The sequence below is a fragment of the Acinetobacter sp. YH01024 genome, assembly GCF_013420195.1.
Lineage (GTDB): Bacteria > Pseudomonadota > Gammaproteobacteria > Pseudomonadales > Moraxellaceae > Acinetobacter > Acinetobacter amyesii.
The window spans coordinates 17,350-36,012 of the sequence record NZ_VOYQ01000003.1 but is presented as its reverse complement, the minus strand read 5'-3'; the positions used below and the strand labels follow the sequence as shown (position 1 = coordinate 36,012).

Below are 18,663 nucleotides of genomic sequence, written 5' to 3'. Positions count from 1 at the left end.
AGTTTATATATGAGAGCTGTATTTAAACCTTATTTAACAATCCATTACAGTTAAAAACGTTATATTGCTTAATTACAAAACTTGAATGTAATGCAACCACATGTTCAATTTTACCAATACGTTTGAGTAAAATTTCACTATAATTTTCCATATCACGCGCAACGACTTCAACAATAAAATCTGCCGACTGCCCTGTCACTAAAAATGCATTAATGACTTCTGGAATACTTTCTAATTCTTCTAAAAATTTAGCAAAAGTATCTGTATCATGTTTGCTTAAGGACACCTGTAGCAGCACATGCAAACTAAAGCCCAATTTTTGATAATTAATTTCACGTTTTAGACCACTGATAATATTGTGATCAATCAATTGTTTGATCCGACGATGAACTGAACTGACCGATAAATTCACTCGCTCTGACAGTTCATTTAAATTGACATCTTCATGGGTCAAAATTTCTAAAATTTGTTTATCAAAACGGTCTAGTTCCATCAGTCTACTCCAGCCATTTTTGAAAACAGTGCTGATGATCCAGATTCATCAAACACCTGTTGTCATTTTCAATGTTATTTTAAGTTTTAAAATCAGCATTTATGTGCAAGTTTTCTCATGTATAGCATGATTTATTAAAAATAATAAAGCTCATACACATTATGAACATAATAATTTGCATATATATCGTGTTTAAATGAATGTTTTTTCATCAAAGTTTAGTTTTTATATTCTAAATAACGTCTTTAGACAACCTACCAATAAAGCTTCTCGATGCATTCCATTGATCTGAATAAATCAATTTCAGATAAAAGGGAAAGATATTTTATTTATATTTTTCAATTTTTTATTTTTACTTTATTTTTCAATGTGCGCTCTATTTCACATTTCATTTTTTTCACTTATTTACTTGGTTTGGTAATTACATTAAAAAATAGCGGCGGTTCATAAATATACAAAAAAACAAAAACGGAAGAATAAACATGGCAATTAAATCACTGAGTTCACTCAGCTCAAAATTAAGTTCTGTACTAAGTCCTTCCCTACAGCTCAGTACAATTAGCAGCACGGTCAGTAACCTACTTAGCCCGCTTAAACCTACAACCAATATCACGGATACGCTGACAGGATTATTGGGTAATTTAGGTGGCACAAAATCTTTTGATTTTAGCCCACTGACCAAATCGCTTCCGCAAGTGATTAGCACGATTCAAAGTCTTACATCCAATAACGGTTCAAATTCGGATGCACTCAAGACTTTGATGACAACACTGCAACCGCTCCTACAAAATTTAGGTGGCAACGCTGGCTCAACAGAGATGAATCAGTTGGTTCAATCCTTACCTACCATTGTCAACAGCTTGCAAAGTTTACTGAGTAGCACCAATAATCAAGCCAATCTTCCTGACAATATTAGCAGTGCTGTAAATGCCATCAAACCATTGCTTGCTATGCTTGGAAGCGCAACTGGGTCAACGGATGCAACACAAATTATCAATACACTCAGCCAAGTTTTAGAATATGCGCAACCCATTATTCAGATGATTGGGAGCTCGTCTTCTGGAAACATCGACTTTGGGCAAATTGCACAAGGTGCAACGACTGCCCTCCTACCTTTATTAGCTTCAATCAATAAAGACAACTCAACTATTGATATGGAACAGTTGAGTCATGCTTTACCGACAGTGATTGGAAGTGTGACCAATCTAGTGACCGCCATTTCATCAGCCAACCAAGGGAATGTCCCTGAGACCATTTCAGGGGTGATCAAAGGACTTAATCCGCTGTTAGATTTACTGGCAAAAAGCGATGTCATCGATACGGATCAGGCTCAAACCGTCAAAGCGATTTATGATGTATTAAATAGCGTGAGCACCATTTTGGATGTGGTCAACAATCCATCCTTACTGACGCTTTCAACTGATTTAAATCAAGTGATTAATTCGTTGAAACCAGTCATTGCTCTGATGGACAGTAATGGTGAAGCGACTCAGTTCCTCGATCAACTGACCATTCCAGATCTTGGCGATTTACTTGGCAATCTTGCTCCTGAAAAAATTGATCTTGGTTCTATCACGGATCAGTTCAACCAATTGACTGAAAACCTCACGGGCCAATTACCGAATATTAATGACCTATTGGAAAATTTAGGTTCTGCTCAAGGTGATTTTGATATCTCCACCATCATCCCAAGTATTAAGGATGCGCTAGGCAATATCTTCTACCCTGTTATGCCGCTGAATACTTTACAAGCCGATAGTATCAGTCCAGTGCTGAATATTTTGGATATTCAACAACAAAGCTATATTTAAGGATTGAATGTCTGATGAAAAAGCGCGCTGTTAGGCGCGCTTTTTTAAAGCAGTATGACGCAAAGTTTTCATATAAAGAGCTTATACACCACGCCAATCTACCCGTGCGTTACGTTCTGTTTGGTATATACGTTGCACATATTGACCTAAAGGCAAATCGCTCAAATAGGCTTTGTAAGCTTTAAACTCTTCTGACAAGGTTTCGCCATGCTCTTTTTCCCACGGCGTTCCGACAATCTCCAATATCGGCGCCAACATTGAACACACTGCAATATCAGCCAAACCTAATCGGTCGCCTACAAAATAACGCCCGCCTTGTTCGATCAGACGTTGATTTAAATCAACCACAATTTCGTCCAATCGCTCACGTGAAGCCGCAACCTTATCCGTATCTAATTGATAACCTTTAGAAACCAGTGCCTTTATAATGGGCTTGGAATATTTTTCAAACTGACGTAAATAGCCCTTTTCACCAATTAAAATATCAAGTGATTCTTCACTTTCATTTAATGCATGTGCCAACCCCCAACGGCGCACATGTTGGCCTAACTCAATGGAGAGTTCATTAATTTCTAAAGCGTCTTCACGCAGTTTGACATCTGGACGGATCAGACTATGTTCGGGGTAGGTCGCATCCAAGTAAAAGGCGATTTGAGTTGAATCTGCAACCCAATGATCTTGATCACGTAAAATCGGTAATTTGTTTTGCCCTGTTTTAAGCTGTGCAAATGCACGATGTACACCCGGCATTAAATTATGAGCCACATAATCCAACTCTTTATGATCGAGTAACCAGCGCGCCTTTTCACAAAAATGTGAGAGTGGAAACTGGTAGAGAGTTCGCATAAATGCTCCAAGTTTTTGTTGTAACTGTAGTTTATAAAACCCAGTAATTTTATAGGGATACTTTAGTCACTGTGTTATTGAAACACAATGTCATTTTTGCACCTATTCTGCATCTGTAGTGCAACTCAAGCATTATTCAGACGTGAATTCATCTCTATCTCTGCGCGATTCAATAAGATATACATTCTCCTGCCCATATCACCTGACTTTATTATGGCTTTCATGTAAAATCATCCACAATTTTTTTATAATACTTTGTGAGTTATTTCATGGGTTTTAACTGTGGTATTGTCGGCCTGCCGAACGTTGGTAAATCAACGCTTTTCAACGCATTAACCAAAGCTGCGATTGCTGCTGAAAACTTCCCATTCTGTACAATTGAGCCAAATACTGGGATCGTACCTGTACCTGACCCACGTATGGATAAACTTGCTGAAATTGTAAACCCACAACGTGTTGTCCCAACCACGATGGAATTTGTGGATATCGCAGGTCTTGTTGCTGGTGCATCTAAAGGTGAAGGCCTTGGTAACCAATTCTTAGCTAACATTCGTGAAACTGATGCTATTGCACACGTTGTACGTTGTTTTGAAGACGAGAATGTCATTCACGTAAATGGCAAAATTGACCCACTTGACGATATCGCAACGATCAACACTGAACTTGCACTTGCTGACTTAGAAGCTGTTTCTAAAGCAATTACACGTCTAGCAAAATCTGCAAAAGGTGGCGATAAAGAAGCGATTGCGACCAAAGCGGTTTTAGACAAAATTTTACCTTTACTGGATGAAGGTAAACCTGCGCGTGCTGCAGACCTTGATGAAGATGAACGCAAATTGGTGCGTGGTTATGGCTTCTTAACCCTTAAACCAACCATGTATATTGCCAACGTTGCAGAAGATGGTTTCGAAAATAACCCTCACTTAGAAGCAGTGCAAAAATTAGCTGCTGAAGAAAATGCAATTGTGGTTCCACTTTGCAACCAAATCGAAGCAGAAATTTCATTACTTGAAGATGAAGACCGTGCGGAATTCCTTGAAGCTTTAGGCATGGAAGAACCTGGTCTAAACGTGGTTATTCGTGCAGGTTATGGCTTACTCGGCCTTCAAACTTACTTCACAGCGGGTGTACAAGAAGTTCGTGCTTGGACAGTAAAAATTGGTGCAACTGCACCTCAAGCTGCTGGTGTGATTCACACTGACTTCGAAAAAGGCTTTATTCGTGCTGAATGTGTTGCCTACAACGACTTCGTTCAATACAACGGTGAAGCTGGCGCTAAAGAAGCAGGTAAATGGCGTTTAGAAGGTAAAACATACATCGTTCAAGATGGCGATGTTTTACACTTCCGTTTTAACGTATAAGATAGCACCTATAAGAAGCCAGCAATTTGCTGGCTTTTTTAATTTCAGGCAAAAGCTCAAGCCAAAAAAATAAGCATATTTAAAAACTTAAAACCTGCTTAAAAACAAAATTATATCGACACGAATACATGATTTGGTTGCCGAGTCACCACAGTGCAACGACTTAAACCTCTACCGTTCTGCTATAAATTTATTCATAGGCACTAATGCCTATTTTCATAGAACAATAGCAATGAAAAAAATCAGCACAATTCTAACAGCAGGTATCTTTACAATGCTTAGTGCAACTGCGTTTGCATGTCCACAAGGCACCACACTTACAGGTGGTACAGGTGCAAACCATAAAGGTGGTACTTGTGTTTCCATTGCTAAAGATGCAAAACATCAGGAACGTACTGCTACACATGCAGCACAAGTTGCGCAGCATGATGCAAAAGTCGCTCGACACGATGCAAAACAAGCCAGCCAATTGGCTCAGAGTAAAGTGAAACATAATCAAAAATTAGCAAAACATGATGCAGCTCAAGCACAGCATCTTGCAACACAAGCAAAATCAGAAACTAAAACTTCAGCCCATGCTGCCAAAGCTGCAAATACTGACGCAAAAGCAAAAATCGCTGTACAAAAGGTCGCAGCGGAACAACATAAAGCTGCTGTGAAATCCTAAACAGTTGAGAATAAGTACATCGCAAAAAAAAGCCGGAATTATCCGGCTTTTTTATTTAAATCATTTATGGGTGAGCAATATGTAATGCTTTTGCATCCATCTCTGCACGCTGTCTTCTTGCTTCTGTCAGCATGCGTTGTTCAAGCTCTTTACGAAAGCCTAGTAGAAACACAAACTCTGCTAGGACAAATAAAGGCCCTATTGCCAAGCCAATGACATCATCCATAAACGCAGGCTTTTTCTTTTCATAATAATGACCGATAAATTGAATGATCCAACCCACTACAAAGATCCCCACACTCCAGATCAACCATGACATAAGGCTCATTTTTGCGATCATTAAGGCTAAAGGATACGTGACGGCAAATACCAATAGCATGATCAAACTGAAAATTTTATCTAAACTCAGGTAATAAATGACACTAGCAATAATCAACAACAATGCAAGGGTCAGTTCAACACCTGAAATCACCAGCCCTGCCCGTGCGGTTAGACACATAATCGAAAATACAATAAGCGGAATACCCACAAAATGCGTTAGCACATTTTTTCGATCCAAATGATATGCTGCATATTGGCTTAGCAGCCTTTCAAGTTTGCTCATTAACTTACTCCTTGTTCATTCACTCATTTCACTATATAAAAAATGCATCAATAAAGTTGTCAGCTAATAGACAAGTTGGACCATAAAATAAGGATATGCTGTGCTGGACGCTCAATATGTGCATCAACTCAATAAAAATGTGTGGTATTCAGGCTTAAATGTTTCCTTCCAAGACTTTATCTACCACCATGCCCTGACCTTAACTTTCGAAAAAGACGCACGTGTTTTTTTATCAGGACAGCGTTTTAATGGTATGTATGCGGTCTTAGAAGGCGCAGTTCGCTTAGGCTATATTGATATTCATGGCAAAGAAGCGATTGCCGCCATTGCTGAGCCGATTATGTGGTTTGGCGAAATATCCTTGGTTGACCAATTACCACGTTCTCACGATGCCATCTGCACCAAAAAGTCCACCTTATTACACTTACCGGCTCAAGCAATTCAGCAATTATTACAACAACACCCTGAGTTTTAGTTTCATATTGCCCAGCTCACCAGTCAAAAACTTCGCTATGCCTTTATGGAACTCATAGCCTTACAAACGCAAAGTTTAAGTCAACGTCTCGCACAGCGTCTGCTGTTTATTTTAAATGGATATGGAAATCATTTGGAAATTGAGCAACACACCATATATATCTCGCAGGAACAACTCGCGCAACTGATGAATTGCTCAAGACAATCAGTCAATCAGGAGCTTCAGCAGTTGGAAAAAATACAGGTGCTTCGTGTTGCGTTTAAACAAATTGAAGTTTTAGATCTAGCGCAGTTACATCAGATTGCTCATGCACTTCCTGTGCATGATGTCTGACATTTGTGATTTAAATAAGTGCATTTAATTGCACCAGAATGATTCTTTATAGTTATTTTGCTTTTATTTGTGGCACTTCACTTTATCGAGTTTTGATCAAGACAATAATTGGCAAACATTTACACTGTCAAAACCATTTGTACATGCTGCAACTTCTTGAGTTGATGCTTCTGATTTGTCTTCAGTCGCTGCTTGTGCATTGAGCGCTGTAGTCAAAACAGCCAAAACCGATAACAGCATTAATGTTTTTTTCATCTTAATCACCTATTCAACGTCTTTTATTTAATTTACATACTTCATCTTATACGCAGTTATTTTTACACAATTTATCAAATAATGATAATTTTAATTTTTTTATCACATTATTCATACTTTGTATTATTAATATTTTAAAGATATTAATTAAAGAGAAAGTCAGACGACTAGCGTTCTATAATGGGGAGTTTTTAACAATAAATTTTTCTCAAAAGATATTTTTACAATTCATTATCAATGCTTTATCTATTTAAATTCAAAAAATAAACATGTAAATTTGAAACTAAGCTCAACGCAAAGACAGCAGTCTGATTTATTTTTTATATGAAATAGCGATACTTTGAGGAAAAATTATCAATCATCTATTATAGATTTATTCTTGTTTTTTGATATTTTCCCAAAAAAAAGCAGTGAAACTTCACTGCTTTGATCAAGTTAAACGCCTACTTTTTTCGGATCGGTATTTCCGAGTTCAGGGTTTTCAATCGCACCTTTGCATTGATTTTTATCACGCTCATAATCTGCTTGCTTTTGTGCAACAGTCGAACTCTGATCAATACTTTCACGTGCCCAAATTTCCAGACTTGTCAAAGCCTTACGACACAGCGCGTATTTCCCTTCAGTCACAGAATCGGTCATTTTGACATTGATCCGCCATTCCGTACTCAATTTACGCGCTGGAATACGAACTTTCTCTTCCATCTGATCGACTTGCTTTGCATAAACAATCGGATCGACTTCATTGATAAACGCCCAAGCTTTGGCAGCATACTCCGTTGCATCATTGGTTAATTTGGGTGCTGCTTTAATTTCAACTTGAGCTTGTTCAGCTCCATCATTACCACAGGCCTGCAACAACACCGTGCTGCTCAATAATGAAACAATCAGTATCCCACGCATCTTCAACCTCTGCATATCCGGCTCATTTCAGCAAACATATTCGGCAATATGCTAGTGAATTCGAGTACAATACTCAATCATCATTTGACCTGTTGTTCAACTCTTTCAAAGGTGTGTCGTGTCTGAGCACAAACTTCCTACAGTTCAGCCTGCGGGTTTTTGGCAAGGTGCTAAAGATAGTCAAGCCATTATCTTTACCTATCTTCCTGTTTCTTTTGCATTTGGAGTTTCTGCGACTCAATTTGGTTTCACTGCGTGGGAAGCCTTATTTTTATCATGCTCTATGTATGCAGGTGCCAGTCAGTTTCTCGTCGTAGCGTTACTGGGAAGTGGAACATCTATTTGGATGACTGCTCTTACTGTAATTGCCCTCGATATCCGCCATTTACTCTATGGCCCTGCCTTACAAAACTTGATTCAAGATCGACTTAACTTAAAGAAAACTGCGGTGTGGGCTTGGGGTTTAACCGACGAAGTTTTTGCATCAGGTATGATCAAACTGTCGCAACGTCGTCAAGAATGGTCAGAATCTTGGATGTTAGGACTCAGCTTATTTAGTTGGCTGTCTTGGGCAACAGGCTCATTTTTAGGCGGTTTATTTGCCGATCAAGTCAGCAACCTTCCACAATTTTTACAAGCCGCACTCGACTTTCTACTGCCTGCATTGTTTTTAAGCTTTTTACTTGCCGCATTTGAGAAAAAACATACATTTGTGGTCACGGTTACAATTATTGTTTCTGCGATTGCCTGCTACTTTATTGACTTGTCTGCCGCGATTTTTATCGGTATTTCTTCTGGTATTTTTGCCGGTTTATTCAAACATTATGTTTTAAAAAAACCTGATCCTGAGCATATGGGTGAAGCATCATGAATCTAGAAATTATCCTGGTCGGGATCTTGGTCGGAATTGCGAATTTTGCATCACGGTTTGGGCCATTTTTTGTAATTCAGAAATTTCAGCAAGGTTCACAGCAGCGTGGTTCTTTATGGCTAAAAATCGCTTTGGGCTCGATTGGTATCGCTGCAATTAGTTCAATGTTGGTGGTTGCAACCTTACCACCTCTGCTTGAAGCCCCAAATAAAAGCTTTGCCATGTTGGTTGGATTTGCTGTGCTTGCAGGTTTGTATTTCAAGTTTAAGAAAATTGTACCAGCCACGCTCACTGCAGCACTGACTTACGGCTTAGTCTATACCTATATACCTTTTCACCTCTAAAGCTAAGTCAGCGACAATCCAAATCTCCCTCAAGCACAAGCTTCTTCAGCCTGTGCCTTTTAATTAGCAATATTTATGAGATAGTCAACACATAACACAAAAAATCTTAAGGAAAACAATAGATGGCAAAGTACCATTTTATTCAAGGCAAAATTTATATCATTCTAGACAACCATCTGAATTAAGCTGGGGACTGCAAAAACCCATCGAAAGCGTATATTTTCAATGCTTCATTCAAAGCCAGCTATTCAGTGCTAATTTCTGCGCTGTACATTGCCAACCAGCAGATCAGATCCGCGCCATTTATATAGAGAAAAATCAGCAACAAAAGATTGTGGGCTTATATAACTGCACACAGCAGATTCTGCACTTACATCCACGTCGCCTGATGTTTTCACACATATCGATGCCCCGCCTGTTCAGCAATTTTCTGCAGCTGGCGGGTTTTTTATTGATTTTTCTATTGTGCATTTTTAGCCTCAGTTCATGGCTCAATTCATCATTTCACATTCTATCGGTAGCTGCAGACGCACTCTATTTCACTGCCATTTTAATTGGCTTAATATTGATTTTATGCATATGCGTCGCACCACTGCTCGGATTGCTGTACTGGCCCAACTTCCGCCAAACATCTGTGCAGCTTTGTGCGCTTCAATGTGCAAATTTGGATATTGAGCCATTCCCTGCATCTGTAAAAAATGCAGGTATATTTAAAGTGAATTTAAATAAAAAACAACTAATTACCACTTTTTAAAGATTTTAACAGATAAATAATTACACGAACGCTCCCCCATAAAGATATAAAAAAAATTGTTGGACAATATCATTTATTTATGTGAACACTCGCTTATCTCTCGAACAAGTTCTGCTATGCTTAAATTCCCATAAAATCAAGCATGGATGATTTACATGAGCGTCACTATTGGTACTCCACTTCAGTCTTCAGCGTATAAAGTCTTACTGTTAGGTTCTGGTGAACTCGGTAAAGAAGTTGTGATTTCATTGCAACGTTTGGGTGTAGAAGTTCATGCTGCCGATCGTTATGACCATGCTCCTGCCATGCAAGTTGCACATTTTTCTCATACTTTAAATATGGCAGATCCTGAGGCACTTAAAGCTTTAATTTCTCAAGTGAAGCCTCATTTGATTGTTCCTGAAATTGAAGCCATTGCGACTCAAGTTTTAGTCGAGATCGAAGAACAAAATATTGCCACTGTCATTCCTTCTGCAAAAGCTGTCAACCTGACGATGAACCGTGAAGGGATTCGCCGTCTAGCTGCCGAAGAGCTTGGACTCCCGACTTCAGCCTACCGATTTGCCAATACCCTTGAAGCGTTCCGTGCTGCATGCGATGACATTGGCTATCCAAACTTTGTTAAGCCTGTCATGTCGTCTTCGGGTAAAGGACAGTCACGTGTAAAAAGCTTTGATGAAGTCGATGCTGCTTGGGAATATGCACAAACAGGTGGACGTGTAAATCAAGGTACAGTGATTGTGGAATCACAAATTGACTTTGACTTTGAAATCACCCTGCTGACTGTTCGTGCAAAAAATGCAGAAACAGGTGAAATTGAAACATCATTTTGCGACCCGATTGGCCACCGCCAAGACTCTGGTGACTATGTTGAAAGTTGGCAGCCACAACTTATGACTGCTCTTGCATTAGAGGAAGCCAAGCGTATTGCCAATAAAGTAACCATTGCATTAGGTGGATGTGGCATTTTTGGGGTGGAACTGTTTGTCAAAGGCGATAAAGTATGGTTTAGTGAGGTATCACCTCGTCCACACGATACAGGCCTTGTCACTCTTGCATCGCAATTCCAAAGCGAATTCGAACTGCATGCACGTGCCATTCTTGGTCTGCCTGTGAATACTGCTCGACACAGTACTGCTGCGAGCGCAGTCATCTATGCAGGCGTGGATGATACCAATTTATCATTTACTGGCTTAAATCTTGCTTTGGCTAATCCAGACACCGATTTACGCCTCTTTGGTAAACCAGAAGGCTTTAAACGTCGCCGTATGGGCGTAGCAACAGCACGCGCTGAAACCACAGATCACGCGCGTGAACTTGCTCAACATGCTGCACAACAAGTCAGTGTTCAACAAAACTAAGTTTGTAACACCTTAACGGACCACTGTTCATGATCAATACGCTTCCTCTGCTGAATTACATTAAAAGTAACCACGACATTCAGGCGATTAACCAATGGCGCTCAGATGTTGAAAATCAGCTACAGGAATGCTTTGAAAATGGACAGTCGATTCGTGATGTGATTTTGGCGCGATCGAATCTAATCGATGAAGCTTTAAAGTTCTTATGGACACATGCTGAACTCGACCAAACCGATCTCGGTTTGTTTGCTGTAGGTGGCTATGGTCGCCGTGAAATGCTGCCATACTCCGACGTCGATATCATGATTTTGTCTGAGGATGAAATCAGCCCAGAACAAGAAAAACTCATCTCCAGCTTTATTTCAACACTTTGGGATGTTGGTAATTTCAAACCGGGCATCAGTGTACGTACTATTAACGATTGTGTTGCTCAAGCCACCAATGATTTAACCGTGGCAACAGCGCTGATCGAAGCACGTTTGATTGTGGGCAATGAACACCTAGCCAAATGGCCACGCCGTATCGTGTCACAGACATGGACGGATAAAACCTTCTATGATGCCAAAATGCAAGAGCAAGCCAAACGCTATGCTCAACATAACAATACCGAAAGCAACTTAGAACCCGATATTAAAAATGCGCCCGGTGGTATCCGCGACATCAACCAAATCGGTTGGATTGCAAAGCGTCATTTCCGTGTCAATCGCATCTATGACCTTGTACATCTAGGTTTTATTTCAGAGTTTGAACTTGGCGTTCTTGAAGAAACAGAAAGCTTTCTTTGGGAAATCCGTCATCATTTACATCGCTTAACCAAGCGCGACGAAAACCGCTTACTGTTTGATTATCAACGTGACATTGCCGCTAAATTTGGCTATCAGCGTGAAGAAGGCAAATCACCGAATTATCCAATCGAACAGTTCATGAAACGTTACTACCGTAGCGCTCAGCAAGTGACGACTTTAAATGAAATGCTCTTGGCTTATTTCAATGAATCGGTCATCACACCGCGCTTGCCTGACTATGAACGTAAGATTGAAGAAATCAATGCCAACTTCAAATTAGTTGATGGCAAATTGGCGGTGCAGCATCATAAAATTTTCTCTGAAAATCCAAGTGCTATTTTAGAAATTTTCTACCTCTTGGCGAATCGTCCGGAAATTGAAGGCATTCGTGCCCGAACTTTACGTCTATTGTCTCTTGCGGCAAAACGTATTGATCAAAACTTCCGTAACAATCCCGCACATCAAGCCTTATTTATGGCGATCATTCGCTCACCCTACCGTTTATATGACACCATGGTGGCGATGAAACGTTATGGTGTGCTCGGCAACTATATTCCTGCCTTTGGGCAAATCATGGGACTCATGCAATACGACTTGTTCCATATTTATACTGTCGATGCCCACACCCTATTACTACTACGTAATTTAAACCGTTTTAAAGAGCCTGAATTTGCTAAGGACTTCCCTGTCGTTAGCTCCGTATTCCAACGACTGGCGCGCCGTGACATTGTTTATTTAGCGGCAATTTTCCATGATATCGCCAAAGGTCGTGGTGGTGACCACAGTGAACTTGGTGCAGCGGATGCAATTGCTTTTTGCCGTACCCATGGGTTTACTGAACGTGAATGCAACCTTGTCGCATGGTTGATTCAAAACCATCTATTGATGTCCGTTACTTCTCAGAAAAAAGATATTTCCGATCCAGATGTAGTGAAAGAATTTGCTGAGAAAATGGGCGATATGGAACATCTCGACTATCTTTACACATTGACAGTTGCTGATATCAATGCAACTAATCCGACGCTTTGGAATACATGGCGTGCATCCCTCATGCGCCAACTGTATACACAAGCGCGTGATGTGATTCGTTCTGGTTTGGGTCGTCCTGTAGATTATCCAATGCTGATCGAAGACACTAAATTTGCGGCCAGTGAACTATTAGTCAACGATTTTTCGCTCTACGATGTAGAAACTGTTTGGCAAGAACTCGGTGATGAATATTTCCTAAAAGAATCTGCCGATGAAATCGCATGGCATACGCGCGCCATATTAAAGCATGGCAATAATGCAGAACCATTGGTACTGATGCGAGCACATCGCAAATTTGCACAAGATGCGGTACAGATCTTTATTTACACCCAAGATCAGCCTAACTTGTTTGCGACCACAGTGGCTATTTTGGACAGAATGAATCTAGATGTTCAAGATGCCCGTATTATCACTGCATCCACTGCATTTAGTTTGGACACCTATGTTGTACTTGACCGTTTTGGCACCTTATTAACAGATCCAGAGCGTGAGCAAACCGTTATTGAAGCGCTTAAAAAAGCCTTGAGCCAATCAGACAAGTACCCAGGCCTGATGCAACGTCGCATTCCACGTCAACTGCGTCATTTTGATATTGAAAATACCGTGAGTATTTCTTTTAATGAAGCGCTTCAACAAAATATGGTTGAAATTGCGACACTTGACCATCCGGGCTTACTTGCTAAAGTCGGTGGTTTATTTATGATGCAAGGCCTAGATATTCACTCTGCGAAAATTGCGACGCTCGGTGAACGTGCTGAAGATATTTTCTATGTCACTAAAAAAGATGGCTCACCTATGAGTGATTCAGAAGCGGAAACGTTTGCTGCACAGTTAAAGTCAGCACTTGATGAAGCTTCGAATCAGGTTTGTAGTCATCATTAACTTAAATTGATCGGTATCCATTCCATGAACTCCAGTTTGTCATTATTACACCCTTATCCATTTGAAAAGCTAAATAAGCTATTTCAGGATGTGAAACCCGCAGATTTGCCTTTGATTCCCCTATCGATTGGTGAGCCAAAGCATCCTGCACCGGAGTTTGTGAAACAGGCCATTATTGATAATTTTCAACACTTATCTACTTACCCAAACAGCAAGGGTTTACCTGAGCTTCGCACGAGCATTGCAAATTGGTTAACTCGTCGCTTTAAACTCAATAGCATCAGTGCAGACACCAACGTATTGCCTGTGTCTGGTACACGTGAAGCGATCTTCTCGTTTGTACAAGCTTTGATTAAACGTGAAGATGCCCCATATGTGGTGATGCCAAATCCGTTCTACCAAATCTATGAAGGCGCAACTTTACTTGCGGGTGCAGAACCTTACTTCATTAACTGTACAGAAGAAAATAACTACCTTGGCGACTTTGACGCTGTGCCAGCTGAAGTTTGGGAAAAAACCGCTTTACTGTTTGTCTGCACACCGGGTAATCCTACAGGTGCGGTACTTTCTAAAGAACAGTTTAAAAAACTGATTGCTCTGTCTGACCAATATAATTTTGTGATTGCATCTGATGAATGCTACTCAGAGCTTTGGTTTGATGAAGCGCCTGTTGGTCTGCTTGAAGTTTGTGCTGAAATAGGCCGTGATGATTATAAGAACTGCGTGGTATTCCACTCACTGTCTAAGCGTTCTAACTTACCGGGTATGCGTTCTGGCTTTGTTGCAGGTGATGCTGCGCTTTTAAAACCTTATTTACAATATCGTACTTATCATGGCGCTGCGATGCCTGTTCAACACCAGTTAGCTTCAATTGCAGCTTGGGATGACGAAGCACACGTCGAAGAAAACCGCGTCCAGTACCGTGCAAAATTTGAATTATTCCAACGCGAACTGGGTCACCTACTACCATTACAAAAACCTGATGCAGGGTTCTACTACTGGTTAAAAGTGGATAATGATGAAACTTTTGCCAAAATGCTGATGGAAAAAGCACACGTTAAAGTGCTTCCAGGCCGTTATTTATCACGTGATACAGCACAAGGTAATCCGGGTGAAAACCATGTCCGCTTAGCTCTGGTTGCTGATATTACCCAATGTGAAGAAGTGATTCGTCGCTTAAAAGCAGTACTTTAATTGATTTAAAGTGTTTTGCTTAAAACAAAAAATGCCCCAAATTTGGGGCATTTTTATTTGAGTCATTTCTTAACAATCATTCAGAGCTAATCATCTAGCAATAATTATTTATAAACAATCATTAAGAAATCATTGAACACTATTAGAAATCAAATGTTGCACTCAATTTAAATGTTCGAGGTTCTCTCACTGTTAAACGCTGTATGAAAAATAAGTATGGTCATAACGAATTGTTGTAAAGCGTATAGACAAACAGACACTGAAAGGTTTTAGTTAGTTGCAAAGTAATATCTTTCATTATCAATTAGATCCACCAGTAATAACAGATCATTTATGGAACTCAAAATTTGCCTTCTGCTATAAGCTTATTGAGGTGGATGAAGAGCAAATTCATATTGAACGGTATAACTGAGATTTTTATCAACCATCGGAATAGGTTCAAGTCGCGCAACCAATAGGGATTTTTGTACTTTTTGATCAAAGCTTTTAGAGCCCGAACTTGCAATGAGTTTTGAGCTAACAATATAGCCTGTTGCAGCAATCACGGTGAGCTGTAGTTTGACGGGATGCTTATATGTTTTCATTTCAGACGCAGATAGCACATATTGTGGTGCATTCACCCAAGAGACTTCATACATTTTCGGTTTGACATGTGGATCAATTGCATCAGCAACACGCGTAGGTTGGTATTCTTCTACAGGTGTTTTTAATAATTGCAATAATGCGTTGACCCGAGCATCTGTCGTGCGGTCTAGATTGCTTGCAACAACAGACATTTTTGTAGGTTCAGATGCACTTGGATTGCTATCTGCCCAAGCTATCCCCACACATACAAGTAAAAAAAACGTTAAAACACAAATTCGACGTTTAACCATCTGCTTAAACAATGTTATGACCTTCAAATAAAGAGACTTCAGTATAAACATCCAAAAAAATAAAGACGCTTCCGCGCCTTTATATCAACCTCAGTTCGGCCAATGATTCACTTCATTTTACTGAGCCAAAGCTTTTTCAATATCTTCATTCAATGTTTCAGGCTTGGTCGTGGGTGCATAGCGGTTAATAACTTGCCCATTTTTGCCAATTAAAAACTTGGTGAAGTTCCATTTAATACCATTACCCAATACGCCTTTCGAGTTATTGGTTAAATAACGGAAAATCACATGCGCTTCAGGGCCTTTTACATTCACTTTGGCAAACATCGGAAAAGATACGCCATAGTTTTTTTGACAAAATGCGCCAATTTGATCATTTGAACCCGGATCTTGTCCGCCAAATTGGTTGCATGGAAAACCTAAAACCTCAAAACCTTGATCTTTATATTGTTCGTAAATTTTCTCCAAACCAGCAAATTGAGGAGTAAATCCACATTTACTAGCGGTATTTACAATTAATAAAACCTGGCCTTCATAATCTGCAAAGGATTTATTACTTCCGTCCAGTAATTCTGCTTCAAACTGGTGAATGGTGGTCATGGATAAGTTTCCTCATCATTTTTTTGTTTTGTTTCTAATTCTAAGGATGCTGAATTAATACAATAACGCAATCCAGTCGGCTGTGGTCCATCAGGGAAAACATGCCCTAAATGTGCGTCACAATGATGACAAACAATTTCTGTTCTGACCATACCGTGTGTCGTATCTACATTTTCTTCCACCGCAGCAGGTTCAATTGGCTTATAAAAGCTCGGCCAACCACAACCGCTATCGTATTTTGTTTCAGAAGAAAAAAGCGGTTCCCCGCAACAACGACATACATACGTGCCAGCTTGTTTCGTATTCCAATATTTTCCAGTGAAAGCTTGCTCCGTGCCTTTCTGACGCGTTATGCGAAACTCTTCTGGTGACAATTCTCTTTGCCATTCTCTTTCTGTTTTATTGAGTTTTCCCATGATGACGTCCCTTTATATCGTGGTATTTAAAATAGGATAATCCTATATTTACGTCATTCATTCTTAAATTTCTAGTCTTTATTCAACAATTTACAAAATCTATATAATGACCAAAAAAGCAAAAGGTAAGCAAATATAAAATCATGGTAAGCAAAATACCAAATTAAATGCTTTTTTGTGAGCAACTTTAGTGATAATCTTAGCCCTACTCTTGCTCAGGATAAAAAAATGTCGCAGAAAAAGAGCGTAATTTTTAAAAATCTGCTGCCCGTGATCAAACAATATCAACAGGCAGGGTTTACGCATGAAAAAATAGTTGCTTTACTCAGAGACGAACATCATCTCGATTTAGTAACGACCGAGACATTTAAAAGCTATTTATACCGTTATGCAAAAGTGACCTCCACTCTTTCCGAGAATATAAAAATGCCGAATACGTTTAACACCACACGCGAAATTAAGAAATCGTCTAAGCTCGAGCATGTTTGCTACGACATTCGCGGACCAGTGTTGCGAGCGGCCAATGAGATGGAAGAGGCTGGCCATAAAATTATTAAATTAAATATTGGTAACCCTGCTCCTTTTGGTTTTGAAGCACCTCAAGAAATTATTAACGACGTGGCACTCAACCTGCCAAATGCAATTGGTTATACCGACTCAAAAGGCATCTTCCCTGCGCGTAAAGCAATTTGTCAGTACTACCAGCAAAAAGGCATTTTAAACATGCACGTCAATGACGTGTATGTCGGAAATGGCGTATCTGAACTGATCGTGATGGCAATGCAAGGCTTGCTCGACGATGGCGACGAAATGCTGGTGCCAATGCCAGATTATCCATTGTGGACTGCAGCAGTTAACCTTTCTGGCGGTACTGCCATTCACTATAAATGTGATGAAGAAAATTTCTGGTATCCAGATATTGCCGACATGGAAAGTAAAATCACACCGAATACTCGCGGTATCGTGGTGATTAACCCGAATAACCCAACAGGTGCGGTTTACCCACGTCATGTGCTTGAGCAAATTGTGGCTCTTGCGAAGAAATACGACTTAATTTTATTTGCTGATGAGATTTACGACAAGATCGTTTATGACGGTATTGAGCATGTCTCTGTTGCATCTTTAGCAGGCGATCAGCTATGTATTTCATTCAATGGCTTATCTAAAGCGTATCGAATTGCAGGTTACCGTTCAGGCTGGATGGCAATTACAGGCGATAAATCACGTGCGCTAGACTACATTGAAGGTTTAGACATGTTGGCGTCGATGCGTCTATGTGCCAACCACCAAGCGCAATATGCGATTCAAACAGCTTTAGGCGGTTATCAATCAATTAATGATCTCATCCGTCCGGGCGGCCGTTTATATGAACAACGGAACATTGCTTGGGAAATGTTGAATGATATTCCGGGTGTGTCTTGTGTTAAACCAGAGGGTGCTATGTACTGCTTCCCTAAACTGGACCCTGAAATTTACCCAATTCAAGACGATGAGAAATTCATGTTGGATTTCCTCCGTGCTGAAAAAGTACTTTTGGTTCAAGGTACGGGCTTTAACTGGCCAACACCTGATCACTTCCGTGTGGTGTTCTTGCCTGCTGAAAATGAACTACGTGAAGCACTGACTCGTTTAGGTCGTTTCTTGGCGAAAATGCGTTAATTCATAAGTGCTTTAAAAATAAAAAAACCGTACGTGCTGTACGGTTTTTTTATTACTGTATCCTTAAATTTGATTTCTATACTGTACTCACACCACAGCTATCTTTTTGAATAGTTAAGTTTTTAATAATTTATTTTGAGCTTAGACC

17 protein-coding genes and 1 pseudogene are annotated in these 18,663 nt (G+C 39.9%); 10 read left to right on the top strand and 8 right to left on the bottom strand.

The window, feature by feature from the left end; all coding sequences use genetic code 11:
* Positions 1-22 precede the first annotated feature (22 nt).
* Complete coding sequence (locus FTT88_RS02310) at positions 23-493, bottom strand: Lrp/AsnC family transcriptional regulator (RefSeq protein ID WP_067763303.1); 471 nt, start codon at positions 491-493, stop codon at positions 23-25.
* Between the two features lie 482 nt (positions 494-975).
* On the opposite strand from FTT88_RS02310, the gene FTT88_RS02305 reads away from it, so the two are divergent.
* Entirely contained in the window at positions 976-2,304 is a 1,329-nt protein-coding gene (locus FTT88_RS02305; RefSeq protein WP_180173665.1) for a hypothetical protein, read from the top strand.
* Between the two features lie 81 nt (positions 2,305-2,385).
* Here FTT88_RS02305 and FTT88_RS02300 read toward each other — a convergent pair whose 3' ends face one another.
* The gene (locus FTT88_RS02300; protein ID WP_078194356.1) at positions 2,386-3,150 is read right to left on the bottom strand and encodes a glutathione S-transferase family protein; all 765 of its coding nucleotides are present in this window, start codon (positions 3,148-3,150) and stop codon (positions 2,386-2,388) included.
* A 269-nt stretch (positions 3,151-3,419) separates the two neighbouring features.
* On the opposite strand from FTT88_RS02300, the gene ychF reads away from it, so the two are divergent.
* Both ychF and FTT88_RS17485 read left to right on the top strand, forming a co-directional pair.
* A complete protein-coding gene (gene ychF / locus FTT88_RS02295; RefSeq protein WP_078189045.1) occupies positions 3,420-4,511 on the top strand; it encodes a redox-regulated ATPase YchF in 1,092 nt (363 codons plus the stop codon).
* Positions 4,512-4,743: 232 nt separating this feature from the next.
* Entirely contained in the window at positions 4,744-5,178 is a 435-nt protein-coding gene (locus tag FTT88_RS17485; protein WP_180004116.1) for a hypothetical protein, read from the top strand.
* Positions 5,179-5,242: 64 nt separating this feature from the next.
* On the opposite strand, the gene FTT88_RS02285 is transcribed toward FTT88_RS17485, so the two are convergent.
* A complete protein-coding gene (locus tag FTT88_RS02285) occupies positions 5,243-5,782 on the bottom strand; it encodes a DUF962 domain-containing protein (protein ID WP_180004114.1) in 540 nt (179 codons plus the stop codon).
* A gap of 100 nt (positions 5,783-5,882) precedes the next feature.
* Between FTT88_RS02285 and FTT88_RS02280 the strand changes: the two are divergent.
* Positions 5,883-6,590: pseudogene (locus tag FTT88_RS02280) on the top strand (Crp/Fnr family transcriptional regulator).
* A gap of 96 nt (positions 6,591-6,686) precedes the next feature.
* Here the strand turns inward: FTT88_RS02280 and FTT88_RS02275 are convergent.
* Both FTT88_RS02275 and FTT88_RS02270 read right to left on the bottom strand, forming a co-directional pair.
* Complete coding sequence (locus FTT88_RS02275) at positions 6,687-6,845, bottom strand: hypothetical protein (RefSeq protein ID WP_180004112.1); 159 nt, start codon at positions 6,843-6,845, stop codon at positions 6,687-6,689.
* A gap of 435 nt (positions 6,846-7,280) precedes the next feature.
* Positions 7,281-7,760, bottom strand: a complete 480-nt coding sequence (locus tag FTT88_RS02270) for a hypothetical protein (RefSeq protein ID WP_180004110.1) — start codon at positions 7,758-7,760, stop codon at positions 7,281-7,283.
* A gap of 103 nt (positions 7,761-7,863) precedes the next feature.
* On the opposite strand from FTT88_RS02270, the gene FTT88_RS02265 reads away from it, so the two are divergent.
* The 5 genes from FTT88_RS02265 to dapC all read left to right on the top strand — a co-directional run bounded on the left by FTT88_RS02265 (position 7,864) and on the right by dapC (position 14,965).
* Entirely contained in the window at positions 7,864-8,616 is a 753-nt protein-coding gene (locus tag FTT88_RS02265) for an AzlC family ABC transporter permease (protein WP_078194362.1), read from the top strand.
* Complete coding sequence (gene ygaH, locus FTT88_RS02260) at positions 8,613-8,960, top strand: L-valine transporter subunit YgaH (RefSeq protein WP_180004109.1); 348 nt, start codon at positions 8,613-8,615, stop codon at positions 8,958-8,960. Before FTT88_RS02265 ends, ygaH begins: the two co-directional genes overlap by 4 nt.
* Before the next feature lie 900 nt (positions 8,961-9,860).
* On the top strand, positions 9,861-11,075 hold the full coding sequence (gene purT, locus FTT88_RS02255; RefSeq protein ID WP_180004108.1) for a formate-dependent phosphoribosylglycinamide formyltransferase: 1,215 nt from the start codon (positions 9,861-9,863) through the stop codon (positions 11,073-11,075).
* Between the two features lie 29 nt (positions 11,076-11,104).
* Positions 11,105-13,771: a [protein-PII] uridylyltransferase gene (gene glnD, locus FTT88_RS02250; RefSeq protein ID WP_180004107.1), complete on the top strand. Its 2,667-nt coding sequence runs from the start codon at positions 11,105-11,107 to the stop codon at positions 13,769-13,771.
* 24 nt (positions 13,772-13,795) lie between these two features.
* The gene (gene dapC, locus FTT88_RS02245) at positions 13,796-14,965 is read left to right on the top strand and encodes a succinyldiaminopimelate transaminase (protein WP_180004106.1); all 1,170 of its coding nucleotides are present in this window, start codon (positions 13,796-13,798) and stop codon (positions 14,963-14,965) included.
* Positions 14,966-15,330: 365 nt separating this feature from the next.
* On the opposite strand, the gene FTT88_RS02240 is transcribed toward dapC, so the two are convergent.
* The 3 genes from FTT88_RS02240 to msrB all read right to left on the bottom strand — a co-directional run bounded on the left by FTT88_RS02240 (position 15,331) and on the right by msrB (position 16,856).
* Complete coding sequence (locus FTT88_RS02240) at positions 15,331-15,840, bottom strand: TonB C-terminal domain-containing protein (RefSeq protein WP_180173664.1); 510 nt, start codon at positions 15,838-15,840, stop codon at positions 15,331-15,333.
* A gap of 117 nt (positions 15,841-15,957) precedes the next feature.
* Positions 15,958-16,440, bottom strand: a complete 483-nt coding sequence (locus FTT88_RS02235; protein WP_180004104.1) for a glutathione peroxidase — start codon at positions 16,438-16,440, stop codon at positions 15,958-15,960.
* The gene (gene msrB / locus FTT88_RS02230; RefSeq protein WP_180004102.1) at positions 16,437-16,856 is read right to left on the bottom strand and encodes a peptide-methionine (R)-S-oxide reductase MsrB; all 420 of its coding nucleotides are present in this window, start codon (positions 16,854-16,856) and stop codon (positions 16,437-16,439) included. The genes FTT88_RS02235 and msrB overlap by 4 nt, the downstream gene beginning before the upstream one ends.
* A gap of 228 nt (positions 16,857-17,084) precedes the next feature.
* On the opposite strand from msrB, the gene FTT88_RS02225 reads away from it, so the two are divergent.
* A complete protein-coding gene (locus FTT88_RS02225) occupies positions 17,085-18,515 on the top strand; it encodes a pyridoxal phosphate-dependent aminotransferase (protein WP_180004101.1) in 1,431 nt (476 codons plus the stop codon).
* The last annotated feature ends 148 nt before the right edge of the window (positions 18,516-18,663 follow it).